The organism is Pseudomonas sp. B21-023, from assembly GCF_024749165.1.
Classification (GTDB): domain Bacteria; phylum Pseudomonadota; class Gammaproteobacteria; order Pseudomonadales; family Pseudomonadaceae; genus Aquipseudomonas.
Genome location: NZ_CP087190.1, coordinates 1,977,699 through 2,003,079 on the forward strand (window position 1 = coordinate 1,977,699; position 25,381 = coordinate 2,003,079).

The following is a 25,381-nucleotide window of genomic DNA, read 5'->3' on the forward strand; positions in this document are numbered from 1 at the left end:
CATCTTTGCCCTTGGCGGGCCGGCGCGGGGCGCCGGCGGCCTTGGGCTTAGAATTCCTGTTGATGGGGTTGGCCCTGCTTGCGGGTGACCGGGGCGAAGCCGGGTTTGTTGGCCAGCACATTGTTGGCGCGTTCCAGGTCGATGTCCTTCTCCCAGCGGGCGATGGCCACGGTGGCGACGCAGTTGCCGATCAGGTTGGTCAGCGCCCGGCCGATACCCATGAACCAGTCGACTGCCAGCACCAGCACCAGGCCGACCACCGGGATCGCCGGGACCGCGGTCAGGGTGGCGGCGAGGATCACCAGGGCCGACCCTGGGATGCCGTGGGCGCCCTTGGAAGTCACCAGCGACACCAGAAGAATGGTCAGCAGGTCGGTCATGGCCAGCGGCGTGCCGGTGGCGTTGGCGATGAACACGATGGCCAGGGTCAGGTAGATCGAGAAACCATCGAGGTTGAACGAGTAGCCCGTGGGGATCACCAGGCCGACGGTGGAGCTGCCGATACCGAGGTGCTCGAGCTTGCGCATCACCTGGGGCAGCACGGCGTCAGAGGAGGCAGTGCCGAGGACGATGGACAGTTCTTCGCGCAGGTATTTGATGAACGGCAGCAGCTTGAGCCCGGACAGACGCATCACCGTGCCGAGGATGATCAGCACGAAGCCGGCGCAGGTCAGGTAGAACAGTGCCACCAGGCCGCCCAGGTGCTGCAGCGAGCTCAGGCCGTATTTGCTGGTGGTGAAGGCGATGGCGCCGAACACGCCGATGGGGGCCAGGCGCACGATCATGCCCATGATGCGGAAGATTACATGGCTGAGCTCGTTGATCAGCCGCGAAATGCCCGAGGCCGACTCACCGACCAGGTTCAGCGCGCTGCCGAACAATACCGAGAACAGCAGCACCTGGAGGATGTTGTTGTCGGCGAAGGCGCCCACCACCGAAGTGGGGATCAGGTCCATGAGGAAGGTGGTGGTGCTGTGGATATGCGCGCCACGGTCGGCCAGGGCGCCGGCATCCGCGCTGGACAGCTGGTCGAGGTGGATGTTGGCGCCGCTGCCGATGCCGGTGGAGAAGGCGAACACCAGGCCGATGACCAAGGCCAGAGTGGTCAGCACCTCGAAGTAGATCACCGACTTCAGGCCGATGCGCCCGACCTTCTTCAGGTCGCCGGCGCCGGAAATGCCGCTGACCACCACGCAGAACACGATCAGGCCGATGAGCATCTTGATCAGCTTGATGAAGCCGTCACCCAGGGGTTTGAGTTGCAGGGACAGGTCGGGGAAGCTCAGGCCGCAGATCACGCCGAGGGCGAGGCCGAGCACAACCTGGAGGAAAATCGAACGCGAACACCATTTGAGCATGGGAGGAGTCTCTGGTCGGTGTCCTTGCCCCCCAAGCCACACGGAGCGAAAGAGTGCAGGACTTAATTATTGTGGTCTTACCGGTTTGTTCACTGCGAGGGCTATAAAACGCCGATTGTTCCGACAATGCAAGGTTTTTTGGCCTTACCGGTCTGACCAGTTGCGGTGCACTGACGGGCAGTCTGCTCTAGCATGGTGCGCGGGGGATTTCACAGTTTGGCGAGCACCTGATCGACGGCGGCGATCAGCTTGCCGAGGTCCTTGGGGGGGGCGTTGTGGATGACGCCGAATAGGTAGGCGCGTTGTTCTTCGACGTCATCGGGGTCGGTGAAAAACGCTTTTGGCTTGACCCCCAGCGCCTCGGCAAAGCTCACCAACGACTCGATGCTGGGGGTGTAGGTGCCGGTTTCGAAGCGGCTGATGGTCTTGGGGTCAAAGCCGGTTCGCTCGCCCAGTTGTGCCTGAGTGAAGCCTGCCAGTTTGCGGTAGCGGCGCAGGGCAGGACCTAGACCTGTTCTCGTCATCGCTTAATTCCCATTTAGAATCAAGCACTTAACGATATATGTCGATATAGCGCAACGCCATGATCCATCACCTTTATTTGCAAAATGTGATGGAATTCGTAGAATTCGTTGCTTTGATTGATCAGTCATTCAAGTAGTCGTCCAGGGCGATCCGGTCATCCACCGGCCCGTGTGCAAGCGTTGTCGGACATTGGAACTGATCCAGGATGAACGGTTCCGGCACCCCTGGCCTCCTGTCAGGCCGCGTGTCGGGCCGTGTATGAATGGAGTCTCATCGTGCGTCAGAACCTGCCGGTCAATCCGGTCGAGCAAAGCTTTCCCGAGCACCAGCGGCTCATTTCGGCCACCGATACGGCCAGCCTGATCACCTACTGCAACGCCGAGTTCGCGGCCATCAGCGGCTTCAGTCAGGACGAGCTGATCGGCAGCCCGCACAACCTGGTACGCCATCCAGACATGCCCGAGGCGGTGTTCGAGCTGATGTGGCAGTACCTCAAGGCCGGCCGCAGCTGGATGGGTATCGTCAAGAACCGCTGCCGTAACGGCAACTTCTATTGGGTCAACGCCTACGTCACACCGATGCTCGAGAATGGCCAGGTGATCGGCTACGAGTCGGTGCGCGTGCGCCCGACCCGTGAGCAGGTGGCCCGTGCCGAAGCTGTGTATGCCCGGTTGCGCGAGAGCAAGGCGGCGCTGTCGCCGGCCCGGCGCCTGGCCTTGCTGGGCCGGGCCATGGCGCTGCCACTGCTGGCCGGAGCCGCGGCCATCGCCGGCAACCAGCTGCTGCCCGACCTGCCTGCCCAAGGCTTGACCCTGGCGCTGTTCGCTGGCGTCGGCCTGTGGGCGCAAAGCCGCATGAGGCGCCACTTGCGGCGTATCGTCCAGGTGGCGGACAGCACCTTCAGCGACCCGGTCGCGGCCTTGACCTACAGTGATCTGCCGGGCGCTGCCGGGCAGCTGGAGCTGATCCTGATCAGCGAGGAGGCGCGCCTGAAGACCGCGCTGACTCGCCTGAGCGACCTCGCCGCGCAGATGGCCGGCGCCGCCCAGGATGCCGGGCGGCTATCGCGCAGCACCGAATCGGCGTTACTCGAACAGCGCGCCGAGACCGACCTGACCGCCACCGCCATGACTCAGATGGCCGCCTCGATCGGCGAAGTCGCGGGCCACGTGCAACTCACCGCCGAGCAGGCGCAGACCGCGCACCTGCTGGCCGGGCAGGGCAGCCAGGTGGCCGACGCCACGGGGGCGGCGATCCAGAGCCTGGCCGGCACGGTCGGGCAGATCAACCAGGCGGTCAACGACCTCGCCGGTCAGACCGGTGCCATCGCCGAGGCGGCCGGGATGATCCGTGCCATCGCCGAGCAGACCAACCTGCTGGCGCTCAACGCCGCCATCGAAGCCGCCCGTGCCGGCGAGCAGGGCCGCGGCTTTGCGGTGGTCGCCGATGAAGTACGTGCCCTGGCCGACAAGACCCGCCAATCCACGCTGCATATCCAGTCGATCATCGACAGTTTGCGCGGTGGCGCCGAGCAGGCGGTGAGCATCGCCAGCGAGGGTATCGAGGGTGCGCAACAGGGTGTGACCCAGGTCGCCCTGACCCAGGAAGCTTTGCAAGGCATCCGCCACGCCGTGCAGCGCATCAGCGATATGAGCCAGCAGATGGCCGCAGCCTCGCACGAGCAATCCAGTGTCGCCGAGGATGTCTCGCGGCAGATCAACGGGGTGGCTGGCACGGTCCAGCAGAGCGCGCGCCGCGCCAATGCCGCTGCCGTGCGTGGCGCGGAGCTCGAGCAGGTGTGCGCTGGGTTGCGTGCCTTGGTGGAGCGCTTCAACCGCTAGGTTGCGATGCTTATGGACGACAATTACCGCGCGGCCGTCGATGCGGCCGCGATCTTTTCCGAAACCGACCTGCGCGGTTGCATCACCTACGTCAACCAGCAGTTCTGTAGCATTTCCGGCTACAGCCGCGAGGAACTGCTGGGGGCCAACCACCGCATCCTCAATTCCGGGCTGCACGAACCGACCTTCTTCCTCGAGATGTGGCGCGCCCTGGCCGCTGGCCGGGTGTGGAAGGGCGAGATCTGCAACCGTGCCAAGGACGGCTCGCTGTACTGGGTGGACAGCACCATGGTGCCGCTGATCGACCCGCACACCGGCAAGGTGCGCAAGTACGTGTCGATCCGCTTCGACGTCACCGAGAAGCGCCAGTTGCTGCACACCCTGCAGTGGCGTGTGGGGCACGACGTGCTGACCGGCCTGCCCAACCGTGCCTATCTGTCCGACCTGCTCAACCAGGCCCTGGCGTTCTCCCGGCGCGAAAGCATCCCCCTGGCTGTCTGCATGCTCGACCTCGATGGCTTCAAGGCGGTCAACGATGGCTATGGCCATGCCACTGGCGACCTGCTGCTGGTGGAGGTCGCCCAGCGCCTGCAGAACATCCTGCGTGGCGGTGATGCGGTGGCGCGGCTGTCGGGGGACGAGTTCGTGCTGATCCTGCGGCATATCGAAGGCCCGCAGCAGCTCGACGCCGCGTTACGACGCATCCTCCAGGCGCTGGCTGCGCCTTACACGGTTCGCGAGCACCCGTTGAGCCTGAGCGCGAGCATTGGCGTCACCCTGTTCCCGCAGGACGACGAGGATGCCGACACCCTGGTGCGCCACGCCGACCAGGCGATGTACGTGGCCAAGCAGCGCGGGCGCAACCGCTACCACCTGTTCGACGTGTCCCAGGAGCTCGAGCTCAAGGCCACCCACCAGACCGTGGCACGGGTGCGCCAGGCCCTGCGCCAGGGTGAGCTGTGCCTGTACTACCAGCCGAAGGTGAACATGCGCAGCGGTCAGGTGATCGGTTTCGAGGCGTTGCTGCGCTGGATGCACCCCTCCAAGGGGCCGGTGCCGCCGGGGGAGTTCCTGCCCTTCGTGGAGCAGACCGACCTGATCGTCGAGCTGGGCGAATGGGTCATCGACCAGGCGTTGACCCAGCTGCAGCAGTGGCAGCTGTCCGGGCGCGATTGGTCACTGAGCGTCAACATCGCCGCCCGCCAGTTGCAGCGCGGCGACTTCGCCCAACGGCTGGAGCGGTTGCTGGCGCGCCATCCCGGAGTGTCGCCAGGGCGCCTGGACCTGGAGATCGTCGAGTCGGTGGCAATCGACAACCTGCCGCGAGTCGGCCGCTGCCTGGATGCCTGCCGAGCACTGGGCGTGCGTTTCTCCCTGGATGACTTCGGTACCGGCTATTCCTCGCTGAGCTACCTCAAGCGCTTACCGGCGCAGACCATCAAGATCGACAAGTCCTTCGTGCGCGACATCCTGCATGACCATGACGACCTGGCCCTGACCGGTGCGGTGATCGGGCTTGCGCGGGCGTTTGGCCGGGAGGTGGTGGCCGAGGGCGTTGAGAGTGTCGAGCACGGGCGGCTGCTGATGGAGCTGGGCTGCGAGCTGGCCCAGGGCTACGGCATCGCCCGGCCGATGTCGGTGGAGGCGGTGGAGCAGTGGGTGCTTGACTATCGGCAGCCACAGGCGTGGCGCTGAGGGCCTGCTGGTGGGAAAACCTGTTGGAGCGGGCCTGCACCGCGATCACAGGAGAGGCCTGTGCCGGGCCTCATCGCGGGGCAAGCCCGTTCCCACGCTGGTGATGCTTGCGTCTTTGTTCCCTGCGCGATGTCACCGGTCCCTGAACACCGGCCGATGGTTGCGCTGGAACTGGTCATTGGCATAGATCCGCAGTCGCTCCAACCATTCCTCGGTTCGGGTCCTGGATATGCCCATCGACTTGGCCGCTTCCTGGAGCAGCGCATACTCGGTGCGCAAGGTCGTCGGAATCACGCCAGGATCATCGGTGTTGATCGTGACCCGGATCGGGCCGCGTCGCAGCCCGAAACGATTGTGTATCGCGCCGCGCTCCAGCGTGCTCTCGTCCGGAGGGTTCCAGCGGAAGATCGGGTGATCGGCGTGCTTGCCGATCCGGGCGATGTATACATTCGAACTGGGATTGGTCTCGAAGATGATTCCGCGCTGGTCGCACGATTCGATCAGGTGGTCCTGCAGCGCCTCCATGAATTCCAGCTCCTCCGGGGTCTCGTAGTCCAGCAGCAGGCCTTGCTCGCCTGGCATCGGCGGGGTTTCGACCAGGGCGTGGCGCTGGATGCGCACATGCACCATGCGCGGTGTGTAATCGGCGTGGGTCTGCAGGGTGGCGCGGCGCCAGAACAACAGCGCGGCGCCTGGGTCGTTATGCTGACCGTTGAGCCTAAGGAAGTTGACCGTGCCCAGAATATCCCGGTCGGGCAAGGCGGCGCGCATCTTGTCGTCGAGGGGTTCGTTAGGGCGATACTGCTCCAGCATGTGGAAACAGTTACGGCGCAGACGCCAGGCTTCATGCAGGGTGTGCGGGTTGATGTAGCGCCGCGACTCCTCGGGCTGGGATTGCGCCTGGCCTTTGCCGAGCTCCTGCCGAGGATAGAACGCATTGAGGTAATGAGGGCTGGTCCAGGCGACATGGGGCACGAACTGGGCGATACGGCGTTCCAGCCGCGGCAGGATCTGATTCGCCAGGGGGACGCAGGCTGCCAGTTGCGTGGCGTGGTGCCAGAGCCACACCAGGTTGTCCAGGTGCTCGTCCACCGGCAGCAGCATGTCGCCCTGGTTCTGGCACCACTGCAGCGGCGACACGCCGACCGCCAGCGCATGGCCGATGCGATCACCGTGGCGCATCTCGCAAAAGTGCACGGTCTCGTCGATATGGCGCATGCCCGACAGGGGGTGGGCATAGTCCTCGCCGGTGTGAATGCTCAGGTGCAGGCCGCCCTGGAAGCCATCGCCATGGCCGGCCGGCTGCAGGCCGGCACGCAGCCAGCGCAGCATCGGCGCATAGAGCTCGTTACGGGTCTTGTTCTCGTCGCCTGCGACATCCAGGCCGCGTACCCAGGCGCTCGGGTCGAAACGAAAGTGCTCGCTGACCTTGCCGTGCAGAAACGCCGGCGCCGACCAGCCAGAGTGCTCGCGCAGCTTGCGGTAGAGCTTCTCGCCATCGGACCAGATCTTGCCGCGCTTGTGCAGGTGCTCTTCACGGCGCAGGAAGTGTACGCACAGGTGCCAGCGCTCCATGCGTGAGCGGAAGTGCTTGGCCTGATGGGCGCTGACGGGCTTGAGAGGGGCAATCGGCGGCTGGCCGTTGTGCTGTTCGAGGGCGCTGACCCAGCCGGCCATGAAGTCGCTGGTGAAGACGCTTTCGGTAATTTTCAGTTCCGCGCAATCCTCGGGGTTCTGGAACAACTGGCGCGCGCAGGCGCGTCCGTAGGTCAGCAGGTGTTCTTGCGGATTGTGCCTGGAGGCTTTGCTGAACCCGCCATAAACCGCCGTGAAGCGCGTCAAACCCTGGCCGTCCATCAAAAGCTTGCGCCGTTCGGCCATCAGCGCCAGAACCAGGTAGAAGATGCCCATGCGCAGCACGGGAGGCGCTTCGGCATCCTGGTATTGCGTCCACAGCCAGATCAGCAGCCACAGCCAGGCTTTGCTCAGGTCGCCCGCGTTTATGGCCTGGGCCAGCTGCAGTTTCATCCAGCTCGGGTGGCGGCGGTCATCGGTGTGCGGCTGCAGGGTGCTGAAGCCCGGCCAGCTGAGGATCAGCGGCCCGTCGGTCAGGTGCGCCTTGCCCAGGGTGCGCTGGTACAGCTTGAGGATCTTGTCCGGCGTGCCGTTACCCAGACGCCCCGGCCATTCACCGAGCAGGCCGTGGCACAGGCGGTGCAGCGGTGCGAAGGCTTCCAGGCCCGGCTGGTGGGTGATCTGGTTCATCAGGATGATGCCTTCGAAATGCGCACCGCCCAGGTGCACATGGCCTTCAGCGAAGGCTTTGTTGGCGATCGAAGGCGGACTGAACAGTGGTTGCTGGGCCAGCACGATACGCTGGGCGTCGGCTGCCGACAGGTGCGGGTTCTGCCTGAAACGTTGCGCCAGGTGCCAGGCGACGATGACGGTCGGATCGACCATGGCGCACAGGTGGGCGTAGTCCGTCAGGCACTCGGGGCGGTAGTGGATATGGTCGCCGTTGCACAGGAAGAACGTCTGGAACAAGGTGTCCAGGGCTTTCTGCTGCGGGGTGCGGAAGAGGTCAAGCGGGCAGAGCTCTTCCGCTGCCCGGGCAAGGTCGTTGAGCCTGAAGCGCCCAGGGTAACGCTGATCCACGGCGTTGCGGATACAGCTTCGGTACTCTTCTATGACCGCCTTGGATTCACGGATGCGCAGGCCGAGGTCCTTGGTCAGGAGGTCGCTTTTCAGGCGTGCGGCGAAGACCGGGCATGAGAAGAATGCGCCGGTGGTGAGTTCGAGTAGGGATGGCGTGAGCATGACGAGCTTCCTTGCCTGCTCAACTGTTCAAATAATAGTAGTGGGTGTTGTTACGGATTACATTCTCGGGAATACCTTCTCTGAGGCACATGGCATGGATTGCAGCGACATCGTCAGCAGAGTATTCCAGCAAGTAGAGATCATTGATTGAGTCAAGATTGAAGTGGGCTTTTATAAGGGCGGTCACAGAGCGGCTTGTCGGCGGGTACTCGGAGGAATCACCTGTTTCCAGTGATTCGGCGGTTTGGTTTGTACCTTGCTGAAGGTTTTCGATCATCTTGAAGACCGGATGGTTCGCCAGCGCACTGGTGAAGGCACGGGTCTCTCCTCCGAATGACTGCTCGCCGTGGCGACGGAGAAACGGCAGAATGTTCTGCCGATATGCCAGCCCCTGCTCGACTCTATCCTTGTCACCCATGCTGAAGCTTGTGACGATCGAGGGCATGCCAAAAATTTCACCTTTCTCCAGGCTGGCAAAGGCATTCCACAGCGCCCGGTAAGCCCGGCGTGCGGTCATGATCAGCGCATTCAAGCTGGGGTCGGCGGGGTTCTGATTGGGTTTCAGTGGTTTGTTGAACTCCCATGATTTTGCAAAGTAGCTGTTCATGACGTTGAAAATCAGCCAGCCAGAGATTGCCTGCTCATGGATATGATGTTCTTTGCGCCAGTCGTTAATGTCTTTTGCTAGCGAAATAATCAGTATATCGATGTCCGTTGCAGGGGCGCTGTCTTCGGGGGCGAGGTCCTGAGGGTCGAGGTCGTCGTCGCTCAAGGCGGGCACAGAATAGAACGGCGCCCGGTTGATCATTTCGCTCAGATCATGCGGCTCCAGGTTCCTGACCAGGCTGGCAATCACAAGCTCGAAGAGTCGGCCAGTGAAAATCTTGTTGGTTTTTCGACTTTCGCTGAAGAAGCTTCGGTGCAGCATGAGTTCAGCTAGAAATTGAGCTTCAAGCGGCAGGTCCGACGTGTTAAAGCGCTTCATTGCATGCCCTACTTCGGCCAGCGCATAGGGATGACGCTCATCCAGGCTAGCGGTGTTTAGGAGCTCATCAGGCACATGCTTCACCCACTCGCTTACATTGGAGCGGACGAGCGGAGCTGGGAACGAACGGGTGCTTTCCTCTGGCAATGTATCTGGTTGGAAAAGTGGGCTCTTGAACAGTAGCGAGAGCCGGCTAGTGGGTATTGTCTGAATGTTCAAAATATGAGCGTCCGCCTCAAGCGCGAGGCTGGCAGCCGAAGACGCATGCTCATGATGCAGATAGTTGAGCAGGACCTTTTTTGCCTCGGTGATGCAGTGTCGCCACTCATCCATCGAGAGTGGATCTGCCTCATGCTTGGCATTGAAGAAATTCTGGTAGGCATGATTGCTGGCGGTTTCGCGCTGCGTCTTTTCCTCAAGACGTTGCGCACGATGGTATTCCCGGGAAAACTCGTTCAGTGCCGGGATGATGCCAATGGGCATGATCATCGCGCGGTGCAGCGTCCACTCATTGGTAATGGATGGGCCCCAGCGCTTGAGCAGGCCACTGAGATCGGGAATGTTCTGCCTGAACGCGAAAATCAGCTGCGTGAGCTCGCGGACGGTCTCCAGCTTGATCGAAAGGCGTCGTTCAGTGGGAGTGTTCAGCCGTTCATTGAGCAGGGCGTCGATCCAGCGCCAGAACACGGGCAGGGAGAAATACTCCTCGGTGTCCTTGCAGAGCAGGATTTCCTCGTTCGCCAGGTAGTTTGCCGCCGTGGGCATGTCCCTGCGAAGCTGCAGGGGCATGATCTTGCGTTGATACTCGGTCGCCAGGCTCCTGGCGGTTTCCAGTGCATCTCGGGTCTTGATCTTGCTGTTCTGCGTCAGCTTGCTATAGAAGTCGCGCCAGGTCACTTCATGGTAGAGCGCCAGGTCACCACTGATGATGGGCTGGACGTAAGGTGAGGTCAGGTAGCGCCTTACCACCTCAAGGTTTTCGAAGGCTCGATTGAGGGAAGTGTCGACATCGTCGATCGGCAGGACCAGGAGCTTCTTGCCGATCAACTCAAGCGATTTCTTGAAAAGCTCATGAACCTGCTTGTTCAGATCATGGCTGCCCATGAAGGCCCTGACCTTGTCCAGGCCGTACTTGTTGCGCTGGGACTGCAGCTGCTCCAGGGTATTGCCGAGTACCTGCAACTGGTGGTGGAACTCCTCGGCCTTGTGGTCTGCACGGCTGAGCGCTTCGGCGACCGACTTGTCCCGGATGATCGCGGCGACGATCACGTTCAGGAACAGATCGTCGGTGTCCTCCAACAGCGTCGGGTCCACAGGCTTGAGCACATGAATGGCTTTGGCGAGGTCAGTTCTTTCGTTCTCGAGATACAGGTTGAGGTTGACCAGTACCGAGCTTTTGCCTGTGCCGCGCTTGCCATCGATCAGAATCGCATTGTGCGAACGGTGTTGGTCCAGATCGTCCCGGTCAGGTTGGCTCCTGAGGCCATCCTCGAGCAGGTCCGCCAGGTCCTTGTAAATATCCCGCGCCAGCAACGTACTGTGCTCCCGCTGCGCCGCCTGCTCCTTCTGCTCGATGGGAAAACGAATACGCGAATCGTTGGATTGATTGCTGGCCACGGCTGTACATCCCTGGAAATGTGGAAACGCCCCGCGGATTCATCCGCGAGGCGTGGTCATTGGATCCAGTAATGTTACTAAGCCACTATCTTGCGCCACAAGCGCTACCTTGGCTCAAGCCTGCGGCGCCGTGCTCTTGACCGCCGCCAGTTCCGGATGCGCCACCAGTTTGTCGATATGCAGCTCGTCGTCGTTCATCCAGGTCTCGGTCAGCACCCGGTAATGCTCCATGTCGCGGCAGCGCATGCGCAGGCTGTAGTCGAAGTGCCCGCTGATCAGCTGGCACTCGTAGACCTGCGGGCAGGCGCGCACGGTGGCTTCGAAGGCCCGCTGCGCCGAGCGCCCGCTCTGGTTGGACAAGGCCACCAGCACCAGCAGCGACAACCCCGGGGAGACCTGCTGCAGGTCGATGATTGCTCCATATCCGCGGATCACTCCGCGCCGCTCCAGCTTGCGCACACGCTCCAGGCAGGGCCTGGGGGTCAGGTGCACGAGGGTGGAGAGCTTTTCGTAGGTGATCCTTCCGTGGTGGCGCAGCACGTCGATGATCGCTTCGTCGATGCGATCCAGCGGTGCCGAGGTGGAGCTGATGGCCTTGCTATCCATATACGGCTTGACTTCACTTGAGGCGGTTGGAGAGGAACTGGCGCAGACGCTCGCTCTGTGGCCGGTCGAGGATCTCGGCGCTGCCGCTTTCCTCGACCAGGCCCTGGTGCAGGAACAGCACCTGGCTCGACACCTGGCGGGCAAACCCCATTTCATGGGTGACCATGAGCATGGTACGTCCTTCCTCGGCGAGCGTCTGTATCACCTTGAGCACTTCGCCGACCAATTCCGGGTCGAGTGCCGAGGTGGGCTCGTCGAACAGGATGATTTCCGGCTCCATGGCCAGCGCCCGGGCGATGGCCACGCGCTGTTGCTGGCCGCCGGAGAGAAACGCCGGATACTGCTCGGCGGCGCGGGCCGGCAGGCCGACCTTGTCCAGGTACTTGCGCGCCCGTGCCTCGGCTTCGCTGGCGCTGATCCCCAGCACCTTGCGCGGCGCCAGGCAGATGTTCTCAAGCACGGTCAGGTGGCTCCACAGGTTGAAGTGCTGGAACACCATGGCCAGGCGTGTGCGCAGGTTCTGCAGTTGGGCCGGCGGCGGGGTGCGGGTGCCGGGGTGGATCTCCAGGGTCTGGCCGTCGAGGGTGATGCTGCCGGCGTTGGGCTGCTCGAGAAAGTTGATGCAGCGCAGGAAGGTGCTCTTGCCCGAGCCGCTGGCGCCGATCAGGCTGATCACATCGCCCTTGCGCGCCTGCAGCGAGACGCCCTTGAGCACCTGGTGCTCGCCGTAGTGCTTGTGCAGCCCCTCGACGCTGAGCTTGATCGCGCCGGCATGGGCGTGTGCCTTCGGGGCCTGGGCGAAGGTGGAAAGTGGCAGTGCGGTAGCAGTCATGTTTTCAGCCTCGGGCAGGGTCAAGGAAGCGCATCCAGCGCCGTTCGGCCACGCGGAACAGGCCGACCAGGGCGAAGGACAGCAGCATGTACAGCAAGGCGGCCACGCCGAAGGCCTGGAAGGTCAGGAAGGTTGCGGCGTTGGCGTCGCGGGCCACCTTGAGGATGTCGGCGACGGTGGCGGTGAAGGCCAGCGAGGTGGCATGCAACATCAGGATCAGTTCGTTGCTGTAAGCCGGCAGCGAGCGGCGCAGGGCGGCGGGCAGCACCAGGAACAGGTTGAGCTTCCAGCCACGCAGGCCATAGGCCTGGGCCGCCTCCAGCTCGCCAGCGGGCAGATTGCGGATGGCGCCGGCAAAGATTTCCACGGTGTAGGCGCAGGTGTTGAGCACGAACGCCAGCAAGGTACAGTTGAGCGCGTTGCGGAAAAACTGGTCGAGCAGGGCGTGGTCGCGCACCACCTGCAGGCTGTAGAGCCCGGTGTAGCAGATCAGCAGCTGGATATAGAGCGGCGTGCCGCGGAACACGAAGGTGTACAGCTGCACCGGCAGGCGCAGCCAGGCATGATGCGAGGTGCGCGCCAAGGCCAGTGGCAGCGACAAGGCGAAGCCCAGCACCATGCTGGCCAGGAACAGCCAGAGAGTCATGGCCAGGCCCGAGAGGCCGGTGCCATCGTTGTAGAGATAGGCCAGGCCGTATTCCTGAAGGAGTTCGATCATCGCGCCAGCTCCTTGATGCCGGTGTTGTAGCGCCGCTCGAGGTGCTTGAGCAGGCGGTTGGACAAGGTGGTGATGACCAGGTAGAGCAGGCCCGCCAGGCACAGGAAGAACAGCATGTCATTGGTGGTCTTGCCGGCGTTCTGCGCGGCCTTGACCAGGTCGGCCAGGCCGATGATCGACACCAGTGCGGTGGACTTGAGCAACACCAGCCAGTTGTTGCCCAGCCCTGGCAGGGCGAAGCGCATCAGCTGCGGGAACAGCACCAGCCGAAACCGCTGCGTCCTGCTCAGGCCATAGGCGGTGGCGGCCTCCAGCTGTCCGGCGGGTACGCTGAGGATGGCGCCGCGGAAGTTCTCGGTGAAGTAGGCGCCGTAGATGAAGCCCAAGGTGACTACCCCGGCGCTGAACGGGTCGATTTCGACATAGTCCCAGCCCAGCATCTCGGTCAGGTCGTTGAGCCAGATTTGCATGCTGTAGAAGATCAGCAGGATCAGCACGAGGTCGGGAACGCTGCGGATCAGCGTGGTGTAGAGGGTGGCCGGGAGGCGCAGCAGCCTTGATCGCGACAGCTTGGCGCTGGCGCCGATCAGGCCCAGTGCGAGGCTGAGCGCCAGTGACAGCAGGGCCAGCTTGAGGGTCATCCAGGTGCCCTGGGCCAGCAGCGGGCCGAAGCCTTGCAGGCCGTGGGAGAGGAAGTCGTTCATGGCAGGGATCTCGCGGGTAGGCCGTCGCGGGGCAAGCCTGCTCCCAAGCAGAGGTAAGCCCGTGGGAGCGGGTTTGCCCCGCGATCGGCGCTGTAGGTCACTCGTTGTAGATGTCCACGTCGCCGACGTATTTCTTCTGGATCTCGGCGTAGGTGCCGTCGGCATGGATCATGGCGATGCCCTTGTCGAGCAGGGCCTTGAGTTCGGGATCGCTCTTGCGCAGGCCCATGGCGATGTCCAGCGGCAAGGTCGGGTCCTTGATCGCCGGGCCGCTCCTGAAGTCGGCGCCTTCGGGCTTGGAGAGTAAGTTGAGCTGGGCTTCGAGCTTGTCGGTGACGGTGGCGTCGAGGCGGCCATTGATCAGGTCGGCGTAGTTCTGGTCCTGGCTCTGGTAGGCCTTGACCTGCGCGCCCTGAGGCGCCAGCACGGTGCGGGCGTAGGCTTCCTGCAGCGAACCCTGGAGCACGCCGACCTGCTTGCCCTTGAGCGATTCGGTGGTGTCGCCGAAGTCGGCTGACTTGCGCACGATCACCGAGGTGGGGCTGAGGAACAGGCGGCTGGTGAAGTCGATCTGCTTCAGGCGTGCCGGAGTGACGGCCATCGAGGACATGATGGCGTCGAACTTGCGGGCGCGCAGAGCCGGGATCATGCCGTCGAACTCGTTGTGCACCCAGGTGCACTTGACCTGCAGCTTGGCGCAGATGGCGTTGCCCAGGTCGATGTCGAAGCCTTGCAGGCTGCCATCGGCGGCAACGGATTCGAAAGGTGGGTATTCGGGGAAGACGCCGAAGCGGATCTCGGTCCACTCCTTGGCCTGGGCAACGCTGGTGGCACATAACGAGAACAGCAGCACGCCGAGGCGTTTTCGCATGGAGAACATGGTCTTGGGTCCCTGGGTGTTGTTATTGGTAGTAGGGCGGTTGATGCGCGTAGGTCCGTCAGTGACTCATGGGTCGCGCTCAGGATGCGCGAGATAGACAGGTTTTTTGTGTCGTTTGCCAGCGCGTGGGAGGCCGGATTCGGCTGTTAGTGGGCTACTTGCAGCCGAAACGGCTGTTTCGACAAAGATTTATGGATGTGCGACAGCCGTTTCGGTCAATGGGACCGCCAAGCGGCCCCGCGTGTTCGGTCAGGCAGCACTGGCCTTGCGCTCACGCCCTTTTGGCTGCAGCAAGGCAAACAGGTCCTTCGGGTTCTCGAGTTCAGGCACCAGCGCAATGTCATGCCCGATGTCCAGGGTGCGGGCCACGTCGAGCACATAGCGCAGCGCCGAGTAGTCCTCCAGGGCGAAGCCGACCGAGTCGAACAACGTGACCTGCCCGGCGTTCTCGCGGCCTGCGGCGCTGCCCTCGACCACCTGCCAGAACTCGGTGGTCGGCGAGTCGGCCGGCATCTGCTGGATCTCGCCCTCGATCCGGCTCTGCGGTTCGTACTCGACGATCACTCGGGCACGCTCGACGATGTCGCGGTGCAGTTCGGTCTTGCCCGGGCAGTCGCCGCCCACGGCATTGAGGTGCATGCCCGGCTCGATCAGCTCCGGGGTGAGAATGGTGGCGTAGGCCTTGTCGGCGGTGACCGTGGTGACGATATCGGCGCCGCGTACCGCCTCGGCCACGCTGCCGGCGATGGCCAGCTTCAGTTGCGGGTAGCCGGCCAGGTTGGCTGCCAGTTTCTCCGAAGCCTTGCGGTCAATGTCGAACAGGCGGATCTCCTCGATGCCCAGCAGGGTGTGGAAGGCGATGGCCTGGAACTCGCTTTGCGAGCCGTTGCCGATCAGCGCCATGCGCTTGCTGCCAGGACGCGCCAGGTAGCGGGCGGCCAGGGCCGAGGTGGCGGCGGTACGGATGGCGGTGGTCAGGGTCATCTCGCTGAGCAGCACTGGCGCGCCGGTATCGACATCGCCCAGGGCGCCGAAGGCCATCACGGTGAGCAGGCCGTTGTGGGTGTTCTTCGGGTGGCCGTTGACGTACTTGAAGGCGTACAGGTTCGCGTCGGACACCGGCATCAGCTCGATCACCCCGTCCGGCGAGTGGTTGGCCAGGCGCGCGCATTTCTCGAAGTCGTGCCAGCGCAGGTAGTCCTGGCGGATGTACTCGGCCACCTCGGCCAGGCAGGTGGGCAGGCCCTTGCGGTTGACCAGGCGGGCGAGGTCATTTACGTCGATGTAGCGGGTCATGATGGTTCTCCTTGACGGGTCAGTGGCGCGAGGGCAGGTGGATTTCGGCGAGCATGCAGCGGGCGCTGCCGCCGCCTATACGTTCGATATGGTCGATGTTCACCACCAGCGGATGGCTGTGGCGTTCGACCTGGCGGCGCTGCTGCGCATCGAGCGAGCGCCAGGCGCTGCGCGACATCACCAGCAGCGAGCGGCCGTCGCGGTCGTGGACCTCGAGCATGTTGCCGGCGAAGTTCTCCAGCTGATCGAAGTTCAGCGCCAGCACCTGCTTGTCGGTGTCGCGCAGCGAATGTTCCAGTGCGCGGCGTTCGTCTGGGTGGGGCAGGGCATCGAGGCAGGCCACGGCGAGCTGGCGGCCGACATTCATCATCACGTTGCTGTGGTAGATCGGCGCCTGCTGGCGGTCCACCGCGTGGAACAGGCACAGGCGGTAGTCCAGGTGCTCGGCGAACTGGCGCAGGGCGCGTTCGTGGGTGCGCCCGGAGTGACAGGCGTAGCTGATACGGTGCTCGCGGTCCAGGACCATGCTGCCGGTGCCTTCGAGGAACAGATTCTGCTGTTCCAGCGGGCTCAGGTCGACGGTGCGCTGGATGGCGAAGCGCTCGCTCAGCACGCCCAGTACGCCCTTGCTGCGTTCCAGGCGGCGGTTCTTGCCCTCCATCGGGTAGAGCACCAGGCTACCGTCGGCATGGCTGCTCCAGCAGTTGTTGGGGAAGATCGAGTCAGGGGTATGGGGCTCCGGGGTGTCCTGCACCACCAGTACGTCGACGCCGTGCTGGCGCAGGCTGTCGACGTAGCCGTCGAACTCTTCCAGGGCCTTTGCGCTGGCGGTCTCAGGGTCCAGCGGCGCTTGCTGGAAGCGGTTGTTGGCGGCGGTGTCGGGGTTGAAGGCGAACCGCGCCGGGCGAATCATGAGGACGGTATTTGTTGTTTGCATTGGGCACGCATCCACAGGTGGGCTGTGTGACCATTGTGTGATGGTTTGCGGTGAGATCCCGGCTGAAGCGGGCGGGGCGGGCAGCGGGTCCAGCTGAAATGGCTTGTTTGGCAGCGGAATCGGCTGGTGTCACAGAAAAAGGTCGCCGCTCCCACAAGGATGAGCTGTACAACTGAAAACGGCGCCTCGAAGGGCGCCGTTTTCTTTATTGCCGGAACACCGTATTACTTGTGCAGCTCTTCAGCCGCATACAGGGTGTTCTCCAGCAGGCATGCCCGGGTCATCGGACCCACGCCGCCCGGCACCGGGGTGATCCAGCCGGCGCGGGGCAGGGCGGTCTCGTAGACCACGTCGCCGACCAGCTTGCCGTCTTCCTGGCGGTTGATGCCGACGTCGATGACGATGGCGCCTTCCTTGACCCACTCACCCTTGACCAGCCCCGGCTTGCCGGCAGCAACCACCACCAGGTCGGCCCGGCCGACATGGCCGGGCAGGTCCTTGGTGAAACGGTGGCAGACGGTGACGGTGCAGCCGGCCAGCAGCAGCTCCATGGCCATCGGTCGGCCGACGATGTTGGATGCGCCGACGATCACCGCGTTCATGCCGTACAGATCCTGGCCGGTGCTGTGCAGCAGGGTCATGATGCCTTTCGGAGTGCACGGACGCAGCAGCGGGATGCGCTGGGCCAGGCGGCCGATGTTGTAGGGGTGGAAACCGTCCACGTCCTTGTCCGGGCGGATGCGCTCGAGCAGCAGCGAGGCGTCCAGATGCTCCGGCAGCGGCAGTTGCAGGAGAATGCCGTCGACTGCCGGGTCGTCGTTGAGCCGGTCGATCAGATCGGCCAGGGTTTGCTGCGTGGTATCGCTGGGCAGGTCGAACGCCTGGGAAATGAAGCCGACCTCTTCACAGTCCTTGCGCTTGTGCGAGACATAGACTTGGGAGGCCGGGTCGCTGCCGACCAGGATCACCGCCAGGCCTGGCGTGCGCAGGCCCTGCTGGCGGCGCTCGGCGACACGTTGGGCGATCTGCTGGCGCAGGTTGGCGGCGATCGCCTTGCCATCGATAAGGTGTGCAGTCATAGACGCGTGATTAACCATCGAGAAGGGAACATATATAAGAAGGGCACATTCTCGCACGACATGGCCCAAGGGCAAAGGCGGGTGGTCGGGCAAATCCCCTAACCCCTTCAATAATTTAAATTTTTTGCGAAAGGTGTTGACGCCCCTCAGGGTCGCCTATAAGATTCGCCGCACTTGTCGGGCACTGCCTGGCACGGGTTGGCAAAGTCGAGCAGGGCAAGTGGTTCGCTTGTTCGGTTTGGCTGGAAGCTTAAGCGCCCGTAGCTCAGCTGGATAGAGCATCCGCCTTCTAAGCGGATGGTCGCAGGTTCGAGTCCTGCCGGGTGCGCCATTTAGGCTCGGGCAAGTAAGCAGTAACGCGTTATGGTGGGCGTAGCTCAGTTGGTAGAGCGCCGGATTGTGATTCCGGTTGTCGTGGGTTCGATTCCCATCGTCCACCCCAGATTTTTCAGGGGCGCCTCGATTGAATGATCCGGCGCCCTTGTTCTAAGCGTTTCATGCGGACGTGGTGAAATTGGTAGACACACTGGATTTAGGTTCCAGCGGCGCAAGCTGTAAGAGTTCGAGTCTCTTCGTCCGCACCATGTTTCTGTAAGGCTGTACCGCAACACTGCATTATGGTGGGCGTAGCTCAGTTGGTAGAGCGCCGGATTGTGATTCCGGTTGTCGTGGGTTCGATTCCCATCGTCCACCCCATATTTTCAGAAGGCGCCCGGATCGAATGATCGGGCGCCTTTTTTGTTTCTGCCATCCGGTGCCTGTGGCTACTGGTGGTCAGGCGATAAAAGCTGTTAGATTTCAGCCGGTTGAATGCCTGGCTGAACAGACTGGCAGAGGAGTAGCGCAAATGATTGCAAAAGAGGCGCGTCAGGCCCTGGCGCTGCAGCGTTTTGCCGAGGCAAATCCGCAGTTGCTCGAAGAAATCCGTGAGCTGGATGCCCGTGAGCAGGCCCAGCAGATCGAATGGGCGTTCGAGGATGCAGCCCAGGAGCAGGGCGTCCAGCCTTGGGAGTACGCGTTGCAGTTGGTCGCCGAGTCGCCGGAGCAGTTGCAGGCCATGCGCCTGGAAGTGCACCGCGAGGTGGCCGAGGCGTTGGGCCTGGCTTGGGAAGAATACTGCCAGTTCAACGAGATCGAGCCGCAATAAAACTGGCGATCGCCCAGGCTGTTGTTTGTTTGACAAGGTTTTACAACTGCGCGGCATTCGAGGTGGCGCGCGGTCGTTATATGAATAGGCTCGACGCCCCGTCGTGCGGGCCTTCCAGGGAAATCGACCGGCGTGTTTCGCCGACAATCCGGGTGGGGTGACTTCTGGTGCGCGAGTCACTAGAATGTTTGCCCTTGATTCTGGAGTCGGGTTATCGCCGGCTAACGTCTGTGCAACGAGGAATATCCATGCAAGTTTCTGTTGAAAACACTTCCGCTCTCGAGCGCCGCATGACCATCGCCGTTCCGGCCGAGCGCGTCGAGAACGAAGTCAACAAGCGTCTGCAGCAGACTGCCAAGCGCGCCAAGATCGCGGGCTTCCGCCCGGGCAAGGTGCCAATGAGCGTGATCCGCCAGCGTTTCGAGGCCGATGCCCGTCAGGAAGCCTTCGGTGATCTGGTCCAGGCTTCCTTCTACGAAGCCATCGTCGAGCAGAAGCTGAACCCGGCCGGCGCTCCTGCCGTCGAGCCAAAATCGTTCGAAAAAGGCAAGGACCTCGAGTTCGTCGCCATCTTCGAAGTCTTCCCTGAGTTCACCGTTGCCGGTTTCGACTCGATCGCCGTCGAGCGCCTGAGCGCCGAAGTGGCTGACGCCGACCTGGACAACATGCTGGAAGTCCTGCGCAAGCAGAACACCCGCTTCGAGGCCGTCGAGCGCGCCGCGCAGAACGACGACCAGGTCAACATCGACTTCGTCGGCAAGATCGACGGTGAAGCCTTCGCCGGTGGTTCGGCCAAGGGCACCCAACTGGTGCTGGGCTCCGGCCGCATGATCCCGGGCTTCGAAGAAGGTCTGGTTGGCGCCAAGGCTGGCGAAGAGCGCGTGGTCAACGTGACCTTCCCAGAGGACTACCAGAACCTGGACCTGGCAGGCAAGGCCGCCGAGTTCACCATTACCGTCAACAGCGTTTCGGCTCCTGTGCTGCCAGAACTGAACGAAGCCTTCTTCGCCCAGTTCGGTATCAAGGAATCGACCCTGGAAGGCTTCCGCGCCGAAGTTCGCAAGAACATGGAGCGTGAACTGCGCCAGGCCATCAAGACCAAGGTCAAGAACCAGGTCATGGACGGTCTGCTGGCCGCCAACCCGGTCGACGTGCCGAAAGCCCTGCTGGAAAACGAAGTCAACCGTCTGCGCGTGCAGGCCGTTCAGCAGTTCGGTGGCAACATCAAGCCTGAGCAGCTGCCAGCCGAGATGTTCGAAGAGCAGGCCAAGCGCCGCGTGGTCCTGGGCCTGATCGTTGCCGAAGTGGTCAAGCAGTTCGACCTGAAGCCGGACGAAGCCAAGGTTCGCGAAGTCATCGAAGAGATGGCCTCGGCCTACCAGGAGCCTGAGCAGGTCATCGCCTGGTACTACAAGAACGACCAGCAACTGAACGAAGTGCGTTCGGTTGTACTGGAAGAACAAGTTGTAGATACTGTCCTGCAGAAAGCGACTGTGACCGACAAATCGGTCTCGTACGAAGAAGCGGTGAAACCAGCCCAGGCATCTGCCGACGCTGAGTAACAGGCTACTCTCGTAGGAAACCCCCACAAGCCAGCCTTCGCGCTGGCTTGTGCGTATTCAAGCCATGACTATTTGGGAGTGAGTGCAGGACATGTCCCGCAATTCTTATATTCAGCAGAGCTCTGACATCCAGGCCGCGGGCGGCCTGGTCCCGATGGTTATCGAGCAGTCCGCCCGTGGCGAACGCGCCTACGACATCTATTCGCGCCTCCTGAAGGAGCGCGTGATCTTCCTGGTCGGCCCTGTAGAGGACTACATGGCCAACCTGGTAGTGGCGCAACTGCTGTTCCTTGAGGCGGAAAACCCGGACAAGGATATCCATCTTTACATCAACTCCCCAGGCGGCTCCGTGACAGCTGGCATGTCGATCTACGACACCATGCAGTTCATCAAGCCGGACGTCTCGACCATCTGTATCGGCCAGGCCTGCAGCATGGGCGCCTTCCTGCTCGCGGCTGGTGCCGCCGGCAAGCGCCACTGCCTGCCCAACTCGCGGGTGATGATTCACCAGCCGCTGGGCGGCTTCCAGGGCCAGGCGACCGATATCGAGATCCACGCCCAGGAAATCCTCAACATCAAGGCGCGTCTGAACGAGCTGCTGGCCCATCACACCGGCCAGCCGCTGGAAACCATCAAGCGCGACACCGAGCGTGACAACTTCATGAGCGCTGCGCGCGCGGCCGAGTACGGCCTGATCGACTCGGTCTACGACAAGCGGCAACTGGCATCCTGAAGCAATGCGCCAGAGCGGGTGGGTGCAGATTGCGCCTACCCGCGGACTTGAAAAAGCCAGCGATTGCCTTCATCTTGTGTTTCAAGCCTACCGGATTGGATCGATCGAATGACTGACACCCGTAACGGCGAGGACAACGGCAAATTGCTCTATTGCTCCTTCTGCGGCAAAAGCCAGCACGAAGTGCGCAAGTTGATTGCCGGCCCCTCGGTATTTATCTGCGACGAGTGCGTCGACCTGTGCAACGACATCATCCGTGAGGAGGTGCAGGAAGCCCAGGCCGAGAGCAACGCGCACAAGCTACCCTCGCCGAAAGAAATCAGCGGTATCCTGGACCAGTACGTCATTGGTCAGGAACGCGCGAAAAAGGTGCTGGCGGTAGCGGTGTACAACCACTACAAGCGCCTGAACCAGCGTGACAAGAAGGGCGACGAAGTCGAACTGGGCAAGAGCAACATCCTGCTGATCGGGCCGACCGGCTCGGGCAAGACGCTGCTGGCCGAGACACTCGCGCGCCTGCTGAACGTACCGTTCACCATTGCCGACGCCACCACCCTGACCGAAGCCGGTTATGTCGGTGAGGACGTCGAGAACATCATTCAGAAACTGCTGCAGAAGTGCGACTACGACGTGGAAAAGGCCCAGATGGGCATTGTCTACATCGACGAGATCGACAAGATCTCGCGCAAGTCGGACAACCCGTCCATCACCCGTGACGTCTCGGGCGAGGGCGTGCAGCAGGCGCTGTTGAAGCTGATCGAGGGCACCGTTGCCTCGGTGCCGCCGCAAGGCGGTCGCAAGCATCCGCAACAGGAGTTCCTGCAGGTTGATACCCGCAACATCCTGTTCATCTGCGGTGGCGCGTTCTCTGGCCTGGAAAAGGTCATCCAGAACCGCTCCACCAAGGGCGGCATCGGCTTCAGTGCCGAAGTGCGCAGCAAGGAAGAGGGCAAGAAGGTCGGCGAGTCGCTGCGTGAGGTCGAGCCGGACGATCTGGTCAAGTTCGGCCTGATTCCGGAGTTCGTCGGCCGTCTGCCGGTTCTGGCGACGCTGGACGAGCTGGATGAGGCTGCTCTGATGCAGATCCTCACCGAGCCGAAGAACGCGCTGACCAAGCAATACGCCAAGCTGTTCGAGATGGAAAGCGTCGACCTCGAGTTCCGCAGCGATGCGCTCAAGGCCGTTGCGCGCAAGGCGCTGGAGCGCAAGACCGGCGCCCGTGGCCTGCGTTCGATCCTCGAGGGCGTGCTGCTCGACACCATGTACGAGATTCCTTCGCAGAAGGATGTCAGCAAGGTGGTGATCGACGAAAGCGTTATCGAAGGCTCTTCGCAGCCGCTGCTGATCTACGAGAACAGCGAGCCGCAAGCCAAGGCCGCTCCCGACGCCTGATCGGGAACGGGGTAGCAACAGGAAGGGGCCTTTTTGGCCCCTTTTTGCATTTCATGGCCTGGGCGCTTGTAATTTCCCAGGGCTGCCCCCACATTAGCCCCAAGCACCATTTCCAACGGTTTCCGGCCACATGGCCGCTGTAGAGGCGAAATCATGAAGACCACCCTCGACTTGCCTCTTTTGCCATTGCGCGACGTAGTCGTCTATCCGCACATGGTCATCCCACTGTTCGTGGGGCGTGAGAAGTCCATCGAGGCCCTCGAGGCCGCGATGACGGGCGAGAAGCAGATCCTCCTGCTGGCCCAGAAGAATCCTGCCGACGACGATCCGGGTGAAGACGCCCTGTATCGCGTGGGCACTGTCGCCACCGTGCTGCAACTGCTCAAGCTGCCCGATGGCACCGTCAAGGTGCTGGTCGAGGGTGAGCAGCGTGGTGCTGTCGAGCGCTTCAATGAAGTCGATGGCCATATCCGTGCCGAAGTCAGCCTGATCGACGAAGTCGAGACCGCCGAGCGCGAGTCCGAGGTCTTCGTGCGCACCCTGCTGTCTCAGTTCGAGCAATACGTGCAACTGGGCAAGAAAGTCCCGGCCGAAGTGTTGTCCTCGCTCAACAGCATCGAGGAGCCTGGGCGCCTGGTCGATACCATGGCCGCGCACATGGCGTTGAAGATCGAGCAGAAGCAGGAAATCCTCGAGATCGTCGACCTGCAGGCGCGTGTCGAACACGTGCTGGCGCTGCTCGATGCCGAGATCGACCTGCTGCAGGTCGAGAAACGCATTCGCGGTCGCGTGAAGAAGCAGATGGAGCGCAGCCAGCGCGAGTACTACCTGAATGAGCAGATGAAGGCCATTCAGAAGGAGCTTGGCGATGGCGACGAAGGCCACAACGAAGTCGAGGAGCTGAAGAAGCGCATCGACGCCGCAGGCTTGCCCAAGGACGCCCTGGCCAAGGCCCAGGCCGAGCTGAACAAGCTCAAGCAGATGTCGCCGATGTCGGCTGAAGCTACCGTGGTGCGCTCGTACCTCGACTGGCTGGTGCAGGTGCCATGGAAAGCCCAGAGCAAGGTGCGCCTGGACCTGACCAAGGCCGAGGAGATCCTCGACGCGGACCACTACGGTCTGGAAGAGGTCAAGGAACGCATCCTCGAGTACCTCGCCGTGCAGAAGCGGGTGAAGAAGATCCGTGGCCCGGTGCTGTGCCTGGTCGGGCCACCTGGCGTGGGCAAGACCTCGCTGGCCGAGTCGATCGCCGCCGCCACCAATCGCAAGTTCGTGCGCATGGCGTTGGGCGGCGTGCGTGACGAGGCCGAGATCCGTGGCCACCGTCGTACCTACATCGGCTCGATGCCCGGTCGTCTGATTCAGAAAATGACCAAGGTCGGTGTACGCAACCCGCTGTTCCTGCTCGACGAGATCGACAAGATGGGCAGCGACATGCGCGGTGACCCGGCCTCGGCGTTGCTGGAGGTGCTCGACCCCGAGCAGAACCACAACTTCAACGATCACTACCTGGAGGTCGACTACGACCTCTCGGACGTGATGTTCCTGTGCACCTCGAACTCGATGAACATCCCGCCGGCGCTGCTTGATCGCATGGAAGTCATCCGCCTGCCGGGCTACACCGAGGACGAAAAGATCAACATTGCGGTCAAGTACCTGGTGCCCAAGCAGGTCAAGGCCAATGGGTTGAAGAAGGATGAGCTGGAGGTCGACGTTTCGGCCATTCGCGACATCATTCGCTACTACACCCGCGAGGCCGGCGTGCGTGGCCTGGAGCGCCAGATCGCCAAGGTCTGCCGCAAAGTGGTCAAGGAGCACACCGGTGCCAAGCAGGTGAAGGTCAAGGTAACCGGCGAGCAGCTCGAGCAGTTGCTGGGCGTGCGCAAGTTCCGCTACGGCCTGGCCGAGCAGCAGGATCAAATCGGCCAGGTCACGGGCCTGGCCTGGACTCAGGTGGGTGGTGAGCTGCTGACCATCGAGGCGGTGGTTATTCCCGGCAAGGGGCAATTGATCAAGACCGGTTCGCTCGGCGACGTCATGGTCGAGTCGATCACCGCCGCGCAGACGGTGGTGCGCAGCCGCGCTCAAAGCCTGGGGATCGCTGCAGACTTCCACGAGAAGCGCGACGTTCACATCCACATGCCCGAAGGTGCCACGCCCAAGGATGGCCCTAGCGCCGGTATCGGCATGTGCACCGCACTGGTGTCGGCCCTGACCCAGATCCCGGTTCGCGCCGATGTGGCGATGACCGGTGAGATCACCTTGCGTGGCCAGGTCCTGGCCATTGGCGGGCTCAAGGAAAAACTCCTGGCGGCACACCGTGGCGGGATCAAGACGGTGATCATTCCGGAAGAGAATGTTCGCGACTTGAAGGAGATTCCGGAAAACATCAAACAGGATCTTCAGATCAAACCGGTCAAATGGATTGACGAAGTCCTCCAAATTGCGCTGCAATACGCCCCGGAGCCCTTGCCAGATGTGGCTCCGGAGATTGTCGCGAAAGATGAGAAGCGCGACGGCGATGCTAAGGAAAGAATCAGCACGCACTAGTACGTATTTCGCTGGGGGGCTTTGGTTGACAGCATTTTCGGCCCCTTGCTATAAAGCGGCACGCCAGTGTCAACAGGCCACCCAGCGCTCGTTTCATAAGCTTTTCA

General features: G+C 62.3%; 19 protein-coding genes, 4 tRNA genes and 1 pseudogene. 12 read left to right on the plus strand and 12 right to left on the minus strand.

Going from position 1 to position 25,381, the window contains the following annotated elements; translation table 11 throughout:
- Positions 1 to 47: 47 nt before the first annotated feature.
- The gene (locus LOY42_RS08990) at positions 48 to 1,358 is read right to left on the minus strand and encodes a C4-dicarboxylate transporter DctA (RefSeq protein ID WP_139669867.1); all 1,311 of its coding nucleotides are present in this window, start codon (positions 1,356 to 1,358) and stop codon (positions 48 to 50) included.
- Between the two features lie 209 nt (positions 1,359 to 1,567).
- A complete protein-coding gene (locus tag LOY42_RS08995; RefSeq protein ID WP_102683225.1) occupies positions 1,568 to 1,882 on the minus strand; it encodes a helix-turn-helix domain-containing protein in 315 nt (104 codons plus the stop codon).
- Between the two features lie 276 nt (positions 1,883 to 2,158).
- Between LOY42_RS08995 and LOY42_RS26575 the strand changes: the two are divergent.
- The 3 genes and pseudogenes from LOY42_RS26575 to LOY42_RS09005 all read left to right on the plus strand — a co-directional run.
- Positions 2,159 to 2,440: pseudogene (locus LOY42_RS26575) on the plus strand (PAS domain-containing protein); the annotation flags it as partial.
- Between the two features lie 174 nt (positions 2,441 to 2,614).
- Positions 2,615 to 3,724 (plus strand): methyl-accepting chemotaxis protein, encoded by a 1,110-nt coding sequence (locus LOY42_RS09000; protein WP_371926904.1) that lies wholly within the window; start codon positions 2,615 to 2,617, stop codon positions 3,722 to 3,724.
- 12 nt (positions 3,725 to 3,736) lie between these two features.
- On the plus strand, positions 3,737 to 5,419 hold the full coding sequence (locus LOY42_RS09005) for a bifunctional diguanylate cyclase/phosphodiesterase (RefSeq protein WP_139669872.1): 1,683 nt from the start codon (positions 3,737 to 3,739) through the stop codon (positions 5,417 to 5,419).
- A gap of 132 nt (positions 5,420 to 5,551) precedes the next feature.
- Here the strand turns inward: LOY42_RS09005 and rdrB are convergent, their stop codons facing one another.
- From rdrB to folD, 10 genes are all read right to left on the minus strand, one after another.
- On the minus strand, positions 5,552 to 8,236 hold the full coding sequence (gene rdrB, locus LOY42_RS09010) for an antiviral RADAR system adenosine deaminase RdrB (protein WP_258600315.1): 2,685 nt from the start codon (positions 8,234 to 8,236) through the stop codon (positions 5,552 to 5,554).
- A 19-nt stretch (positions 8,237 to 8,255) separates the two neighbouring features.
- Entirely contained in the window at positions 8,256 to 10,838 is a 2,583-nt protein-coding gene (gene rdrA / locus LOY42_RS09015; protein ID WP_258600317.1) for an antiviral RADAR system adenosine triphosphatase RdrA, read from the minus strand.
- 114 nt (positions 10,839 to 10,952) lie between these two features.
- Complete coding sequence (locus LOY42_RS09020) at positions 10,953 to 11,444, minus strand: Lrp/AsnC family transcriptional regulator (RefSeq protein ID WP_139669879.1); 492 nt, start codon at positions 11,442 to 11,444, stop codon at positions 10,953 to 10,955.
- Positions 11,445 to 11,457: 13 nt separating this feature from the next.
- Positions 11,458 to 12,276, minus strand: coding sequence for an ABC transporter ATP-binding protein (locus LOY42_RS09025; RefSeq protein WP_250888364.1), 819 nt, complete (start codon positions 12,274 to 12,276; stop codon positions 11,458 to 11,460).
- Between the two features lie 4 nt (positions 12,277 to 12,280).
- A complete protein-coding gene (locus LOY42_RS09030; protein ID WP_102683230.1) occupies positions 12,281 to 12,994 on the minus strand; it encodes an ABC transporter permease in 714 nt (237 codons plus the stop codon).
- Entirely contained in the window at positions 12,991 to 13,698 is a 708-nt protein-coding gene (locus tag LOY42_RS09035; protein WP_139669881.1) for an ABC transporter permease, read from the minus strand. The genes LOY42_RS09030 and LOY42_RS09035 overlap by 4 nt, the downstream gene beginning before the upstream one ends.
- 97 nt (positions 13,699 to 13,795) lie before the next feature.
- Positions 13,796 to 14,578: an ABC transporter substrate-binding protein gene (locus LOY42_RS09040; RefSeq protein ID WP_258600320.1), complete on the minus strand. Its 783-nt coding sequence runs from the start codon at positions 14,576 to 14,578 to the stop codon at positions 13,796 to 13,798.
- 249 nt (positions 14,579 to 14,827) lie between these two features.
- Complete coding sequence (locus tag LOY42_RS09045; protein WP_139669883.1) at positions 14,828 to 15,874, minus strand: ornithine cyclodeaminase; 1,047 nt, start codon at positions 15,872 to 15,874, stop codon at positions 14,828 to 14,830.
- 19 nt (positions 15,875 to 15,893) lie between these two features.
- A complete protein-coding gene (gene ctlX / locus LOY42_RS09050; RefSeq protein WP_102683234.1) occupies positions 15,894 to 16,811 on the minus strand; it encodes a citrulline utilization hydrolase CtlX in 918 nt (305 codons plus the stop codon).
- Positions 16,812 to 17,035: 224 nt separating this feature from the next.
- Complete coding sequence (folD, locus tag LOY42_RS09055) at positions 17,036 to 17,890, minus strand: bifunctional methylenetetrahydrofolate dehydrogenase/methenyltetrahydrofolate cyclohydrolase FolD (RefSeq protein ID WP_258600323.1); 855 nt, start codon at positions 17,888 to 17,890, stop codon at positions 17,036 to 17,038.
- A 254-nt stretch (positions 17,891 to 18,144) separates the two neighbouring features.
- Between folD and LOY42_RS09060 the strand changes: the two genes are divergently transcribed.
- The 9 genes from LOY42_RS09060 (at position 18,145) to lon (ending at position 25,274) form a co-directional block, all read left to right on the plus strand.
- Positions 18,145 to 18,221 (plus strand) — tRNA-Arg (locus tag LOY42_RS09060).
- Positions 18,222 to 18,256: 35 nt separating this feature from the next.
- Positions 18,257 to 18,332: transfer RNA gene (locus tag LOY42_RS09065), tRNA-His, on the plus strand.
- A 57-nt stretch (positions 18,333 to 18,389) separates the two neighbouring features.
- Positions 18,390 to 18,474, plus strand: a tRNA-Leu gene (locus tag LOY42_RS09070).
- 36 nt (positions 18,475 to 18,510) lie between these two features.
- Positions 18,511 to 18,586 (plus strand) — tRNA-His (locus LOY42_RS09075).
- 151 nt (positions 18,587 to 18,737) lie between these two features.
- Positions 18,738 to 19,037 carry a DUF6388 family protein gene (locus tag LOY42_RS09080; RefSeq protein ID WP_258600325.1) on the plus strand — a complete coding sequence of 100 codons (300 nt, stop codon included), beginning with the start codon at positions 18,738 to 18,740 and terminating at the stop codon, positions 19,035 to 19,037.
- Between the two features lie 248 nt (positions 19,038 to 19,285).
- Positions 19,286 to 20,599, plus strand: a complete 1,314-nt coding sequence (gene tig, locus LOY42_RS09085) for a trigger factor (protein ID WP_139669887.1) — start codon at positions 19,286 to 19,288, stop codon at positions 20,597 to 20,599.
- A gap of 91 nt (positions 20,600 to 20,690) precedes the next feature.
- Positions 20,691 to 21,332, plus strand: coding sequence for an ATP-dependent Clp endopeptidase proteolytic subunit ClpP (clpP, locus tag LOY42_RS09090; protein WP_023629742.1), 642 nt, complete (start codon positions 20,691 to 20,693; stop codon positions 21,330 to 21,332).
- A gap of 108 nt (positions 21,333 to 21,440) precedes the next feature.
- Positions 21,441 to 22,724, plus strand: a complete 1,284-nt coding sequence (clpX, locus tag LOY42_RS09095) for an ATP-dependent Clp protease ATP-binding subunit ClpX (RefSeq protein WP_031314790.1) — start codon at positions 21,441 to 21,443, stop codon at positions 22,722 to 22,724.
- A gap of 153 nt (positions 22,725 to 22,877) precedes the next feature.
- Complete coding sequence (lon, locus tag LOY42_RS09100) at positions 22,878 to 25,274, plus strand: endopeptidase La (protein ID WP_102683237.1); 2,397 nt, start codon at positions 22,878 to 22,880, stop codon at positions 25,272 to 25,274.
- Positions 25,275 to 25,381: the final 107 nt, after the last annotated feature.

What these genes read in the sequence shown, in the direction of transcription:
- LOY42_RS09045 (WP_139669883.1), bottom strand. Translation starts at nt 15,874, where the DNA reads ATGACCCGCTACATCGACGTAAATGACCTCGCCCGCCTGGTCAACCGC.
- LOY42_RS09005 (WP_139669872.1), top strand. Translation starts at nt 3,737, where the DNA reads ATGGACGACAATTACCGCGCGGCCGTCGATGCGGCCGCGATCTTTTCC.
- clpP (WP_023629742.1), top strand. Translation starts at nt 20,691, where the DNA reads ATGTCCCGCAATTCTTATATTCAGCAGAGCTCTGACATCCAGGCCGCG.
- clpX (WP_031314790.1), top strand. Translation starts at nt 21,441, where the DNA reads ATGACTGACACCCGTAACGGCGAGGACAACGGCAAATTGCTCTATTGC.
- LOY42_RS09000 (WP_371926904.1), top strand. Translation starts at nt 2,615, where the DNA reads ATGGCGCTGCCACTGCTGGCCGGAGCCGCGGCCATCGCCGGCAACCAG.
- lon (WP_102683237.1), top strand. Translation starts at nt 22,878, where the DNA reads ATGAAGACCACCCTCGACTTGCCTCTTTTGCCATTGCGCGACGTAGTC.
- tig (WP_139669887.1), top strand. Translation starts at nt 19,286, where the DNA reads ATGCAAGTTTCTGTTGAAAACACTTCCGCTCTCGAGCGCCGCATGACC.
- LOY42_RS09020 (WP_139669879.1), bottom strand. Translation starts at nt 11,444, where the DNA reads ATGGATAGCAAGGCCATCAGCTCCACCTCGGCACCGCTGGATCGCATC.
- LOY42_RS08990 (WP_139669867.1), bottom strand. Translation starts at nt 1,358, where the DNA reads ATGCTCAAATGGTGTTCGCGTTCGATTTTCCTCCAGGTTGTGCTCGGC.
- rdrB (WP_258600315.1), bottom strand. Translation starts at nt 8,236, where the DNA reads ATGCTCACGCCATCCCTACTCGAACTCACCACCGGCGCATTCTTCTCA.
- LOY42_RS09025 (WP_250888364.1), bottom strand. Translation starts at nt 12,276, where the DNA reads ATGACTGCTACCGCACTGCCACTTTCCACCTTCGCCCAGGCCCCGAAG.
- LOY42_RS09080 (WP_258600325.1), top strand. Translation starts at nt 18,738, where the DNA reads ATGATTGCAAAAGAGGCGCGTCAGGCCCTGGCGCTGCAGCGTTTTGCC.
- LOY42_RS08995 (WP_102683225.1), bottom strand. Translation starts at nt 1,882, where the DNA reads ATGACGAGAACAGGTCTAGGTCCTGCCCTGCGCCGCTACCGCAAACTG.
- folD (WP_258600323.1), bottom strand. Translation starts at nt 17,890, where the DNA reads ATGACTGCACACCTTATCGATGGCAAGGCGATCGCCGCCAACCTGCGC.
- LOY42_RS09035 (WP_139669881.1), bottom strand. Translation starts at nt 13,698, where the DNA reads ATGAACGACTTCCTCTCCCACGGCCTGCAAGGCTTCGGCCCGCTGCTG.
- LOY42_RS09040 (WP_258600320.1), bottom strand. Translation starts at nt 14,578, where the DNA reads ATGTTCTCCATGCGAAAACGCCTCGGCGTGCTGCTGTTCTCGTTATGT.
- ctlX (WP_102683234.1), bottom strand. Translation starts at nt 16,811, where the DNA reads ATGCAAACAACAAATACCGTCCTCATGATTCGCCCGGCGCGGTTCGCC.
- LOY42_RS09030 (WP_102683230.1), bottom strand. Translation starts at nt 12,994, where the DNA reads ATGATCGAACTCCTTCAGGAATACGGCCTGGCCTATCTCTACAACGAT.